The 12,660-nt window shown below is 60.8% G+C and carries 9 protein-coding genes; all 9 read left to right on the top strand.

Annotation, left to right across the window (positions count from 1 at the left end; translation table 11 throughout):
• Window positions 1-98 precede the first annotated feature (98 nt).
• Window positions 99-1,106 (top strand): carbohydrate porin, encoded by a 1,008-nt coding sequence (locus IPI01_10825; GenBank protein ID MBK7258270.1) that lies wholly within the window; start codon window positions 99-101, stop codon window positions 1,104-1,106.
• Between the two features lie 243 nt (window positions 1,107-1,349).
• On the top strand, window positions 1,350-4,106 hold the full coding sequence (locus IPI01_10830; GenBank protein MBK7258271.1) for an MCP four helix bundle domain-containing protein: 2,757 nt from the start codon (window positions 1,350-1,352) through the stop codon (window positions 4,104-4,106).
• Window positions 4,103-4,378 (top strand): hypothetical protein, encoded by a 276-nt coding sequence (locus tag IPI01_10835; protein ID MBK7258272.1) that lies wholly within the window; start codon window positions 4,103-4,105, stop codon window positions 4,376-4,378. Before IPI01_10830 ends, IPI01_10835 begins: the two co-directional genes overlap by 4 nt.
• A 404-nt stretch (window positions 4,379-4,782) precedes the next feature.
• Window positions 4,783-6,429 carry an alginate export family protein gene (locus IPI01_10840; protein ID MBK7258273.1) on the top strand — a complete coding sequence of 549 codons (1,647 nt, stop codon included), beginning with the start codon at window positions 4,783-4,785 and terminating at the stop codon, window positions 6,427-6,429.
• A 15-nt stretch (window positions 6,430-6,444) separates the two neighbouring features.
• Window positions 6,445-10,401, top strand: coding sequence for a HAMP domain-containing protein (locus tag IPI01_10845; protein MBK7258274.1), 3,957 nt, complete (start codon window positions 6,445-6,447; stop codon window positions 10,399-10,401).
• Window positions 10,402-10,589: 188 nt separating this feature from the next.
• A complete protein-coding gene (locus IPI01_10850; protein ID MBK7258275.1) occupies window positions 10,590-11,078 on the top strand; it encodes a chemotaxis protein CheW in 489 nt (162 codons plus the stop codon).
• Between the two features lie 128 nt (window positions 11,079-11,206).
• Complete coding sequence (locus IPI01_10855; GenBank protein ID MBK7258276.1) at window positions 11,207-11,362, top strand: hypothetical protein; 156 nt, start codon at window positions 11,207-11,209, stop codon at window positions 11,360-11,362.
• A gap of 228 nt (window positions 11,363-11,590) precedes the next feature.
• Entirely contained in the window at window positions 11,591-11,941 is a 351-nt protein-coding gene (locus IPI01_10860) for a hypothetical protein (protein MBK7258277.1), read from the top strand.
• A complete protein-coding gene (locus tag IPI01_10865; protein MBK7258278.1) occupies window positions 11,941-12,645 on the top strand; it encodes a hypothetical protein in 705 nt (234 codons plus the stop codon). Before IPI01_10860 ends, IPI01_10865 begins: the two co-directional genes overlap by 1 nt.
• Window positions 12,646-12,660: the final 15 nt, after the last annotated feature.

Consider the following 12,660-nt stretch of genomic DNA (forward strand, 5'->3'; position numbering starts at 1 on the left):
GGGTGGAACCCGCCCGCGCCTGGAAGCCGCGGGATTCACGTTGAGTGCGATGTACCGGACCGACCAGATGTCGGACCTCAATGGTGGGGTGGAATCCCATGGTGGGTCGATCAATCAGTTCGATCTGCAGTTGGCCATCGATGCCGATGCAGCCTTCGGGCTTCATGGGGCTTTCGTTCTTTGCCCATGCGATCGCCAACAATGGCGGCTCGGTGAGCAGATATGTCGGGGACGCGCAGATCGTCAGCAACATCGAATCGACGCGGCTGACCAAGTTGTATCAATTCTGGGTGCGCCAGTCCTTCCTGGATGATCAGGTGTCGGTCCTTGCCGGTCTGTACGATCTGAATGCAGAATTCTATGTGACCGATGCGGCCGTCGTATTCCTCAATTCTTCATTTGGTGTCGGCAAGGAGCTTGCGCAGACCGGCCCGAATGGCCCGGGGATCTTTCCGAACCCTGCTCTCACAGTGCGTCTGCGGGGTGAATTCGGGAGCGTCTACGCCCAGACCGCGGTCATCGACGGTCACCCGGGATCGAAGGATGATCCGTACACGCCGTCGTTCTCCTGGTCCAGGGATCAAGGTGTCCTCGTCGTAGCCGAAGGCGGTGTCGTGAGCGATGGGGAGGATGGCGGCTCACGGTCGAAGTATGCTGTGGGTGCGTGGTGGTATCCCCCGTCTGTCGACTCTCCATTGCCCAACGGGGGAGCCTACGTCCTTGCCGAGCAGCAGGTCCTCCGTGAAGATGGCGGGGAAGAAGGGCTCTGCCTCTTCACACGCGTCGGATTCGCGGAGCTACGGCTCAACCGGTACCGTGCGAATTTCTCGGGTGGCGGTGTGTATACGGGCTTGATCCCGGGGCGCGACAGCGATAGGCTTGGCCTCGGCGTCACATTCGCGCAAAGGAACACGCTGCTTGACCCCGCAGACATGGAAGAATTGCCGGATCGTGGCGGTGAAGTCAGCATCGAACTGGCGTACCGGATCCAGTTGCTTCCATCGATAGCCGTGCAGCCTGACTTTCAATACGTGATCGCCCCGTGCTGTTCGCGACTGGTCGGCAATGCATCGGTCTTTGGCGTGCGCTTCGAAGGCCGCTTCTGAGGTCATCCATGGAGGCGAAACGTTGGCGATGTTTCTTCAGTAGCTGAATTTTAACCATGGAACGGCCCGCATATCGCTGATTTTCGCGAGTTCAGGGGGTCCAGGTCTCCCATTCGAAGATATTTGGGAAGAATTCTGGACCCCTTCTTTTTTCGAAGTGGTACACTCATTGTACTCCTCCTGTCTGAGAACGTATGTCACGTTGACACGTGTACTATTCAAAGACCACTCAGGCGGGGAGCTATGAAATGGTTCTATGACCTCAACATTGCGACGAAACTGATCAGCAGTTATGTCCTCGTCGCCCTCATTGCAGCTATTGTCGGATACTTCGGCTACTCGGGAATAAGCGTCCTCGCGGGAAATCAGGATGAGCTGTATCGCGACCGCCTGGTCCCGATCGTGGGCCTGGGAAATGCAAATGCCGCGTTGCTCACGGCGCGCGGCGACGTACGGAATGTCTTCATGTCCAAGACCCCCGAAGCGCGAACCAAATATATAGGCATCGTCAGGACAGAATCGAAGAAGGTAGACGACCTGGTTTCAAAGTATGCGCAAGGGAATCCGGGAGCAGAAGAACAGAAGGTCCTGGAATCGTTCCGTGCACACTGGACGACGTACAGTGGGGTCCGCGACCGCGCGCTGGAGATGGTGATGAATGGCGAGGAAGTCAAAGCGCTGGCGTTGATCGATGGGCCTGCACGTGAAGAGCTCACAGCGAGCCGGAAAGCGCTGACCGCGTTGGTCGAGATCAATACGCGCATTGCAGACGAACTCGACGCGGCGACCGACGCTCAGGTGGGGTCGAGTGAACGCGCGCTGATCATCGCGATCGCGGTCGCCATGGTCCTCGCCATCGGCCTCGGCGTGTTCCTTGCGCGCATCATCGGTCTTCCGATCAAGAGCGTGGCAGAAAGCGCCGCGAAGCTCGCGACCGGGGACGTGAACGTGCAGATATCAGGCAGAGAGACCAACGACGAGGTCGGCAAACTCAGCAAAGCCTTTGCCACGCTTGTCGCGAACACGAAGGAGCAGGCCGACGCCGCGCACCAGATATCGGCAGGCAATCTGTCCGTCGAGGTCACACCACGGTCACGCGAGGACGTGCTCGGTACAGCCCTGCAGAATGCGATCACCGCGCTGCGTGGCCTGGTGGCCGAGGCAGGGATGCTGTCGAAGGCGGCGGTCGAGGGCAAGCTTGCCACCCGCGGCAATGCGGAGAAGTTCCAGGGAGGCTATCGTGAGATCGTGCAGGGGGTCAATGGTACGCTGGATGCGGTGATCGGACCATTGAACGTCGCTGCGGAGTACGTGGACCGGATCTCGAAGGGCGACATCCCCGCCAGGATCACCGACAGCTACAACGGCGATTTCAATGAGATCAAGAACAACCTGAACCAGGCCATCGGTGCCGTGAATGCACTCGTGGCCGATGCCGTCCTGCTGTCAAGGACCGCGGTCGAAGGGAAGCTTGCGACGCGCGCCGATGCATCCAGGCACGGCGGCGACTTCCGGAAGATCGTTCAGGGGGTCAATGCCACGCTTGACAGTCTTGTCGGGTTCATCGACTCCATACCTGTCCCGGCAATGGTGATCGACCGGAACCGGACCATTCAATACATCAACAAGATCGGAGCTGCTGTCGGCGACCGCACGCCCGCGTCACTCACCGGAACGAAATGCTCCGACCATTTCCGCACCGATCACTGCACGAGTGGTGAATGTGCCTGCATGCGGGCGCTCACAACGGGCAAGACGGAGCAGGGGGAGACCACGGCACGCCCCGGGAAGAATCAGCTCGAGATCGCCTACACGGGTGTTCCCGTGCGGGATGAGAAGAACGAGATGATCGGTGTGCTCGAGATCGTTGTGGACCAAACGGCGGTGCGACGTGCGCAGGCGATCGCCGACAAGGTAGCGAGCTATCAGAAGGCACAGGTGAACGGGCTCGCCAGCGACCTGCAGAAATTGTCCGTCGGTGATCTGCACCTTTCGCTCGCTGTGGATCCGGCCGATGCGGACACGGCCGAAGTGAAGAACAACTTCGATGCGATCACCGGGCGCCTGGGCACGGCCCGTCAGGCGGTCGCGAATCTGGTCGCCGATGCGGTGATGCTGTCGCAGGCGGCGGTGGAAGGGCGCCTTGCGACCCGTGCCGATGCATCGAAGCACCAGGGTGACTTCCGGAAGATCGTGCAGGGTGTGAACGACACGCTGGATGCGGTGATCAAGCCGGTGCAGGAGGGGTCGAACACGCTGGCGGTGATGGCGACGGGAGACATGACGGCGCGGATGAATGGTGACTACCGCGGCGACCTGGCGCTCATCAAGGAGAGCATCAACAAGGTGGGCGGCTCCCTGCAGGATGCCCTGCGGAAGGTGAGCGAGGCGGTGAGTGCGACGGCGAGTGCATCGAGCCAGATCAGCTCAAGCACCGAGGAGATGGCTGCCGGGGCACAGGAACAGACGAGCCAGGCGGGCGAAGTGGCGAGTGCAGTGGAAGAGATGACGAAGACCATTCTCGAAAACTCGAGGAATGCGAGTGCCGCAGCGGAGACGGCGAAACTGGCCCGGGTCAGTGCTGAGCAGGGCGGGAAGGTGGTCGATGATACCGTCGAAGGCATGAAGCGCATCGCCGGCGTGGTGAACAAGAGCGCGGAGACGGTGAAGGAGCTCGGGAAATCGAGCGATCAGATCGGTGAGATCATCGGCGTCATCGACGACATCGCGGACCAGACGAACCTGCTGGCTCTGAACGCGGCCATTGAAGCGGCCCGTGCCGGGGACCAGGGGCGCGGCTTTGCGGTGGTGGCGGACGAGGTCAGGAAGCTGGCCGAGCGGACGACGAAGGCGACGAAAGAGATCGCCGGGATGATCAAGAAGATCCAATCCGATACCACGGGAGCGGTGCGGTCGATGGAAGAAGGGACGCAGGAGGTGGAACGGGGGATCGAACTGGCCGACAAGGCAGGCGCGAGCCTGAAGGAGATCGTGGCGTGAGCCAGAAGGTGACGGACATGGTCACGCAGATCGCGGCCGCAAGCGAGGAGCAGTCGAGTGCCAGCGAGCAGATCTCGAAGAACGTCGAGGGCATCAGCAAGGTGACGAGCGAGACAGCGCAGGGGACGCAGCAGATCGCGCGTGCCGCGGAGGATCTCAACCGGCTCACGGAGAATCTGCAACGTCTGATCGGCGATTTCCGTCTCGGACGGAGTGACGTTGGACGGAATGCCGTTGCAGTGCACGAGAACGGGGTTCTGGTGGCAGGCTAGCGAATGCAGATATCAGAATATCTGAATTCAGATATCTGAACTGGAAAGAACGGGTGGGCTTTTCCGGCATTGCAGCGGAGGGCTCACCCGGCTTGCTTTTCATCCGGACCGGTCTGGCCAAAGTACCTGTCGCTTGACAGAAAAATAGGGCACCTGTCGAATAGTACGCACCGAGAGCAGGGAGACATCCCCTCACTCCGGTTGGTGCGGATGGAAAGCGCCAAAATATGATGAAATAAGCTGTCTGAAGCGTTCCAGGAATAGTGAGCATGTTGGTACAGCATTTGCGCGAGAGGCAGCACGCACTACCCCCGGTAGAGGACGGGGAGATGGGGGAGAATGTCAACAAGGTAGATGACAACGGAATGAGAGCGGCAATGTCACCACATACGGAGGTTCCGTCCATGAAGTCGAAGGCTGTGGCAGTACTGGTTCTGCTCCTCGTGACGGGGAATGCGCTCGGTCAGGATTTCAAGAAAGTGATCGAGATCGTGGATGAGATGGAAACGTCCCTCAAGGTCATGATCTCGCGCGAGCAAACGGAGCGCAAGAATGAGATCGCGAGTCTCCGGAGTGAGGTCCTCGCGCTGCGACAGAGCCTCGTGGCCGTCCCGCATGCGGACCGCAGCGACAACGCAGCGGTTGCTTCGGCCTCGGTCGAGGATCTGGCGCGCCGGATGGATATCCTTGAGAAGCGCATCAGCGGCGTGCCGCAGAATGCAGATCTCTCACAGCTCACGGGGCAGTTGAATACCCTTGTTGCCGAACTGAAGAAGGTGATCACGGAGAAACCTCCGATCGCAGCGCAGCAGGTCAAACCGCCTCAAACGGTCCCCGCACCCTCCGGCATCACCTACCAGATCTCGGGTCAGATCAGGGACCGGGGTGAGATGGATGGCCGATCGTTCGTTCCTGAAGCCCGAACCCTGGGGTACAATCTTCTCCGGTCGCGCGTGGGGGTGATGGTGAAACCCTCCGACGATGTGCAGGCCTTCATTCAGATCCAGGATAGCCGCACATGGGGTGGCGGGAATCCCGCGTTGGCGCGGGGGACGACCGACGGTACAGCCAAGGCGCTCGACTTCCATCAGGCCTATCTCGGCGTGGCCAACATGTTCTCGTCCGGATTGAGTTTGAAGCTCGGACGGCAGGAGATGAGCTATGGCAATGAGCGCCTGGTAAGCCCCTCGAACTGGGGAAATACCGCGCGGTCGTTCGATGCAGCGAAGGTGTCCTATGAGAGCGAGATGTACACCGTTCACCTGTTCACGGCCAAGCTTGTTGGCAGCCAGACGGTGGTGGCGGCCGAGAACTTCCACGGCCTGTATGCAACGCTGCGCAATCTGAAGCCCGTGATGGCGGATCTTGTGTATCTCCTCGACGACAACACGACGGAACTGACGAAGGGCCCGGAGATCGGGGCTTCGAAGCTCAGCCGCGCCACGGCCGGCCTGCGGCTGTATGCCAAGAGTGCACCATGGGATGCGGACGTTGAGTTCTTCCATCAGTACGGGCACATCTCCCTGATAGAAACGGATGCGCGGAACAAGATCAGCGCCGACCTCTACAGTATGAATGCAGGCGTGACGGTCGATGCATCGCTGAAGATGCGCGTGGGCGTGGTCTACACGATGCTGAGCGGCGACAATGATGCGAAGGATGGGTCGTACCGATCGTTCAACACGGTATTCGGTTCCGGCCACACCTATTACGGCTTCATGGATCTGTTTCCCAAGGTCCTCGGGGAGTATGGATTGCATGACGCGATCCTGTCCTGGGCCGCGACGCCGTATGAACCGCTGTCGCTGGCGCTCGACCTGCATCACTTCCGGTTGGACCGTGGCGCGATGTTCAAGGATCCGACCACCGGCCAGTTCACCGAGGCAAAGGCCCTTGGTCAGGAGATCGATCTGACCGTGAACTACAAGTATTCTCCCATCGTCACATTCACGCTGGGATTGTCGGCGTTCGTCCCCGGTGAGGCCATGCAATACAAACAAGGCCCGGCAACTTCGTACTGGGGTTTTCTTGCAACGACCGTGAACTTCTAGTCAAAGGATCGAGTCATGAGCAGCTCCGGAGCACGCACACGATTCGCAATTGGCACAGGGATATCGCTGCTGGTCTTCACGATGCTGGTGCTGGCAACACCGCTTTCCTCGCAGACGGACAGCACGGCCACTGGTATGTCGACCAGGGAAAAACTTCTCCGCCTCATGGGCGACAGTACTGCCCCGGCCACGAAAGCACCTGTGCCTGCGGTCAAGCCGGCACTCCCCCAGCAACCCGTGGAGCGCGGCGATCAGAGCGTCGATCGGTCCGTGTCTCCCGTGACAGAGCGCGGGGCGGTCGCCTCCTTGTCCGCACAGCCGTCCCCGGCATCATCAGAGCCCGCTCCGGCACCCCGGGGCGGCGATGATCGCGAGAAGGCCGCTGGTGTGCCGTCGGTGAAGGCTGCCCCTCCGTCGGGGCCTGTCTCCGGCGGCTCGTCCGCACTGTGGTGGCAGATCCCTGCGGTCGTCGCCGTTGCAGCGATCGTATGGTATCTGATGACCCGGCGGAGGCATGCCATGGTACACGTGTTCGGGGCACTGACCACCCGCCTCGGGTTCAACTCGCTCCGGGGGCGGCTCGTCCTCATGACCGTGGGCTTGATCACGCTGACGGTCGCGGTGACGGGTTATGTCGCCTTCGACCGCGGCTCATCCAGTATCGTGGATGGATTGCAGGTGAATTTTCAGAATGTCGCTCTGTCGACCATGGACAAGATCGACAGAGGCTTGATGGAACGTTACGGGGATGTCCAGGCATTTGTCGCCAACCCGCTTGCTATAAACACGATGAGCGGCAAGGAGCCGCCGGACCGTCTCCGGGCCTTTGCGAATGAGATGTCGCGACTCTATGGGGTCTACGACGCAATGATCGTCGTCGACCGCTCCGGCAAAGTCGTTGCGACCGCCAATACTTCGCACGACGGCAAGCGCTATGACACAGAGGCGCTCGAACGGACATCGTTCAGCTCGGCCGATTGGTTCAAGGCCTGCATCAGCGGTCAGGTTGCGCCGGGTTCCTCGTTTGCCGGTGAACCGGTGCGTGACAAGGCCATCGGAGGTGTGTTCGGGTCGAACGTGATCACGGTCCCGTTCGCGGCTCCCATACGCGATAAGAACGGTGCCATCCTGGGCGTGTGGTGTAACTACGCCAGCTACATCGCTGTGGTACAGTCGATCACTGATGAAACCATCGCATTCCAGAGAGCCAATGGCTTTCCATCATTCCGCGTCACCATCATTGATCGGCGCGGTCTCATCATTGATGATGATGCCGAGAAGGACATACTGACGAAGAATCTGGCCACGTCGGGAAGTTCACAGTGTGTTACCCGGGTGATGGCAGGAGAGAATGGATCCACGGTCGAGAAGAGTGTACGATTCGGCTTCACACAAGTGAATGGATTTGCGTTCTCGAAGGGCGTGGGAGCATATGCCGGCCACCGCTGGGGACTTCTTGTCCGCGCGAAGACGGAAGACGCGCTCGCCCCCGTCCAAACCCTACGCACCACCCTGATCGTCGTCGGTCTCGCGATCGTGCTCATCGGGGTGGGACTCGTGTATCTGTATACACGCCGGATCATTGCACCGATCCGGGCCATCGCTACGGCGGCCGACCGGCTGGCCCTTGGAGATGTTCATGTGAGCGTGGCGGTGACCTCAAAGGACGAGGTCGGACAGCTGGCCTCATCATTCGTGGCGCTGACCGAGAATATGAGACAGCAGGCAGGGATCGTGGAAGCCATCGCTGCAGGCACAATCGATGTGACGGTCTCTCCACGTTCGAATGACGATGTGGTCATGCTCGCCCTCCGCAACGCAGTCGGTTCTCTTCAGGGATTGCTTGCCGAGACGCGCATGCTCTCCCGGGCAGCAGTGGACGGGAAGCTGGCGACACGGGGAAATGCGGAGAAATTCCAGGGCGGCTACCGTGAGATCGTCCAGGGTGTGAACGAAACACTGGATGCGGTGATCGGACCGTTGAATGTGGCGGCAGAGTACGTGGACCGCATCTCGAAGGGCGACATCCCGACGCAGATCACGGACAAGTACAGCGGTGACTTCAACGAGATCAAGAACAATCTGAACCAGGCGATCGTCGCGGTGAATGCCATGGTTACGGATGCCAGCATGCTGTCACAAGCGGCGGTGGAGGGACGACTCGCCACGCGGGCGGACGCCCGGAAGCACGGGGGTGAATTCCGCAGGATCGTTGAAGGCGTGAACGCGACGCTCGACAGTCTCGTCGGCTTCATCGACTCCATGCCGGTTCCCGTTATGGTCATCGATCGTGACCGGACGGTCCTGTATATGAACAAGATCGGTGCTGCTGCTGGCGGCCGCCGGCCCGAAGAACTCTACGGGAAGAAGTGCTTCGACCATTTCCGCACCGACCACTGCAGCACGGGCGAATGCGCATGCATGCGTGCCGTTGCGACCGGCAAGACAGAGCAGGGCGAGACGACCGCGCGCCCGGGCGCGAACGAATTGGAGATAAGCTATACCGGTGTGCCGATCAAGGATGGGAAGCATGAGGTTGTTGGCGTTCTGGAGATCGTCGTGGACCAGACCGCTGTCAGGAAAGCTCAAAAGGTTGCGGACAAGGTGGCTGCGTACCAGCGCGTGCAGGTGGAGATACTCTCCGAAGACCTTCACAAACTGTCCGCAGGCGACCTGGGCCTGCAGCTGTTTGTTGCCCCGGGGGATGCTGACACCGCGGAAGTCAGGGCGAATTTCGAAACGATCAACGAGCGCCTCGGTCTTGCCCGTGAGGCGGTGACGCACCTCGTGCAGGACGCCACGATGCTGGCTGAAGCGGCGGTGGCAGGGAACCTCGCGACCCGTGCCGATGCACTGAGGCATGACGGCGAGTTCCGCAGGATCGTGCAGGGGGTCAATGATACGCTGGACGCGGTGATCAAACCGGTACAGGAGGGGTCGCGCACCCTGGCCATGATGGCCACGGGGGATCTGACGGCCCGCATGCAGGGCGACTACCGCGGCGATCTGCAACTCATCAAGGAGAGCATCAACAAGGTGGGCACCTCGCTGGTGGACGCCCTGCGCAAGGTCAGCGAGGCGGTCAGTGCCACGGCCAGCGCATCGAGCCAGATCAGTTCGAGCACCGAAGAGATGGCCGCGGGTGCCATGGAGCAGACGAGCCAGGCGGGCGAGGTCGCCAGTGCCGTGGAAGAAATGACCAAGACCATTCAGGAGAATTCCAGGAATGCCAGCGTGGCCGCCGAGACGGCAAAGCAGGCACGTCTCCGGGCGGAGCAGGGCGGGAAGGTCGTGACGGAGACGGTGGACGGCATGAAGCGGATCGCCGGTGTGGTGCACAAGAGCGCGGAGACCGTCAGAGAGCTGGGCAGGTCGTCCGACCAGATCGGTGAGATCATCAGTGTGATCGATGACATCGCTGATCAGACGAACCTCCTCGCGCTCAACGCGGCGATCGAAGCCGCACGGGCCGGCGACCAGGGACGCGGCTTTGCCGTCGTGGCGGATGAAGTGCGCAAGCTGGCGGAGCGGACGACGAAAGCGACCAAAGAGATCGCCGACATGATCAAGAAGATCCAGTCGGATACGAACGATGCGGTCCGGTCGATGGAAGAGGGCACGAATGAGGTCGAACGCGGGATCGCCCTGGCGGACCGGGCAGGGTCGAGCCTGCAGGAGATCGTTGGGGTGAGCCAGCAAGTGACGGATATGGTGGGCCAGATCGCTGCCGCGAACGAAGAGCAATCCAGCGCAAGCGAGCAGATATCGAAGAACGTCGAATCGATCAGCAAGGTCACCGGTGAGACCGCCCAGGGGACACAGCAGATAGCACGGGCGGCAGAGGACCTGAACCGATTGACGGACAACCTGCAACGGCTGATCACCGCTTTCACTGGGGGGGGGGCCCGGCGGGGGGGGGGGCGGATGGGCGGCCCCAGACCGCGTGGTGAGGGGTCGATGGCGGAGGGGTAGAAATGCGAAGGAGGGTGATCGGACGGTTCACCGTGGGAAGCAATGGCGCCGGCGTGAGAGCCGGGGGTGACGTTGTCACGGTGGGTGGCATCGGCGTACGGGAGGAGGGTATGTTGGAGAACGGATAGCAGGAATACTAAGGAAGAAGCAAGCAGTTCGGTGCGAGTGACCAACACGGGAGGTGCAGTATGGCAGAATCGGCATCGATCCATCAGTCAGCGGACGCGAAGCATGGCAGTGAGGAATTGCTGCAGCTCGTGAGCTTCAACATCGGCGACGAAGAATTCGGGGTGGACATCCTGCAGGTCCAGGAGATCAACAGGATGCTGGAAGTGACCCGCGTGCCGAACGCCCCGCACCATGTGGATGGGGTGATCAACCTCCGGGGAAAGGTCATACCGATCATCGATCTCCGTTGCCGTTTCGGCATGCCCCGGAAGGAGCACGATAAGCACACGCGCATCGTGGTCGTCGAGCTGAGCGGACGGGTGCTCGGATTCGTTGTGGATGCTGTCCGTGAAGTACTCCGGATCCCGCGGAGTGTCACCGAACCGCCGCCGTCGATCACGGGTGGAGTGAATGAAGAGTACATCACGGCCGTAGGGAAGCTGGAGGACCGCTTGCTCATTCTTCTGGATCTGGAGAAGGTGTTGGGCGCGGACATGAAGGCTGCGTGATTCACCTGAGTAGCGGAAGGGGGAGAGGCAAGTGAGGCGTATCGTTGCCATCGGGCAGGCAACGGTGCCACCGGATGTGAAGAGGCAGGTGGAAACAAGGGCCCCGTAACCCAGAGGAAGAGGTGAATATGCATCGTCTATCAATGGTTGTCGTTGCCATGCTGGTGTTCACCGGCGGCGTGCTGGCGCAGGAACTCTCCCGCATCGCGGAGATCACCGCGCGTGTCGATTCCACGTTGCAGCGTCTCGCGCCGCGCACAGAGGCTCCGCGGCCGGCAGGATAGCATCCGCCCGGACAGAGCCCGGAGCACCACCACGAGCCCTGGAAAGGCCGCCAAGCCTGTCTCAGCAGGCGCCGCCGTCGGGGCGCTCTTCATCGAAGAACGGCTCGCCCTGCTCGAAGCGGTGGTCATTCCTCCTCCCCGCCTGAAGTCGCGCAGTTGCTCGCAGACCTGAAGAAGGCGGTAGACGACCTCCGGGCGAAACCCGCGGTACCGGCAGAGGTCTACCCCATGATGAAGGTCGGCTTGTTATCGCAGTTCCAGGCTCAGGCGTTGCAGGAACAGACCACCGCCCAGCAGGACAACGATCCGGCGTACAACCGCCACTGGCAGCGTCAACTCTTCATCCGCCGCCTGCGCGTGCTGGTCGGCGGGAACCTTACCAAAAACACATCGTTTTTCTTCGAATCTGACGCCACGAACATCGGTCGTGTGGGTAGCAACGGCAGCAAGGTGAACGGCGTGTCGATGTATGTCCAGGATGCCCAGATACAGCATACCTTCATGCCCGAACTGTCGTTCGTTGCAGGATTGCATCTCGTGGGAATCTCGCGCAACGGCCTGCAGGGGCCACGACCCTGATGGGCATCAACTACGGGAGTTACCAGTTCATCAGCAGCGCCCCGCTGGACAACTCCGTGGGGCGTGATCTGGGCATCACCGCGCGCGGACACCTGGTGGACGAACGGCTGGAGTACCGCGCGGGATTGTACAGCGGCAGGAACGTGAACCAGTATTCACCCATGCGGAGCGCGGTCCGCTTGCAGTACTGCTTCCTGGACAAGGAGAAAGGCTTCTTCTATACAGGCACCACGCTCGGGAAGGGGCGCATGGTCAACGTCGGAGCCGGTATGGACATGCAGGGGACCTACCGTGGATATTCGGCAGATGCATTCGTTGACCTCCCCGTGTCCGAGCTGGGATCCATCACCGTTTCCGCTTCTGCCGGGGCATTCAACGGCGGAGGAAGCGATATGGATTCCTCGGCGTTCACCGGGCTCGTGCCGAAACAGTCCATCGTCTTCTTCGAGGCAGGCTTCCTGTTCAAGGATCTCCACCTCCAGCCGTACCTGAAGTATGAATCCCAGACCGTGCGCGCGGCCGTCCTGAAACAGGTGGGCGCTTCTGCGGCGACGCTCGACTATCAGAACATGCTGCGGTCCGGCGATCGCTTCGGCCTCGGCGTGAACTACTTCCTCAACGCTCATGGTGCAAGTGTGAAGTTCATGTACGAGATCGTTGGTCGCCATCGGGCCTCGACGACACCCGGGTCGCCGAGCGTGTGACAAATGGGGAAGCAA

The sequence above is a fragment of the Ignavibacteriota bacterium genome, from assembly GCA_016707525.1.
GTDB lineage: Bacteria > Bacteroidota > Ignavibacteria > UBA10030 > UBA6906 > JAGDMK01.

What these genes read in the sequence shown, in the direction of transcription:
- IPI01_10860 (MBK7258277.1), top strand. Translation starts at nt 11,591, where the DNA reads ATGATGAAGGTCGGCTTGTTATCGCAGTTCCAGGCTCAGGCGTTGCAG.
- IPI01_10855 (MBK7258276.1), top strand. Translation starts at nt 11,207, where the DNA reads ATGCATCGTCTATCAATGGTTGTCGTTGCCATGCTGGTGTTCACCGGC.
- IPI01_10850 (MBK7258275.1), top strand. Translation starts at nt 10,590, where the DNA reads ATGGCAGAATCGGCATCGATCCATCAGTCAGCGGACGCGAAGCATGGC.
- IPI01_10825 (MBK7258270.1), top strand. Translation starts at nt 99, where the DNA reads ATGGTGGGTCGATCAATCAGTTCGATCTGCAGTTGGCCATCGATGCCG.
- IPI01_10865 (MBK7258278.1), top strand. Translation starts at nt 11,941, where the DNA reads ATGGGCATCAACTACGGGAGTTACCAGTTCATCAGCAGCGCCCCGCTG.
- IPI01_10845 (MBK7258274.1), top strand. Translation starts at nt 6,445, where the DNA reads ATGAGCAGCTCCGGAGCACGCACACGATTCGCAATTGGCACAGGGATA.
- IPI01_10840 (MBK7258273.1), top strand. Translation starts at nt 4,783, where the DNA reads ATGAAGTCGAAGGCTGTGGCAGTACTGGTTCTGCTCCTCGTGACGGGG.
- IPI01_10830 (MBK7258271.1), top strand. Translation starts at nt 1,350, where the DNA reads ATGAAATGGTTCTATGACCTCAACATTGCGACGAAACTGATCAGCAGT.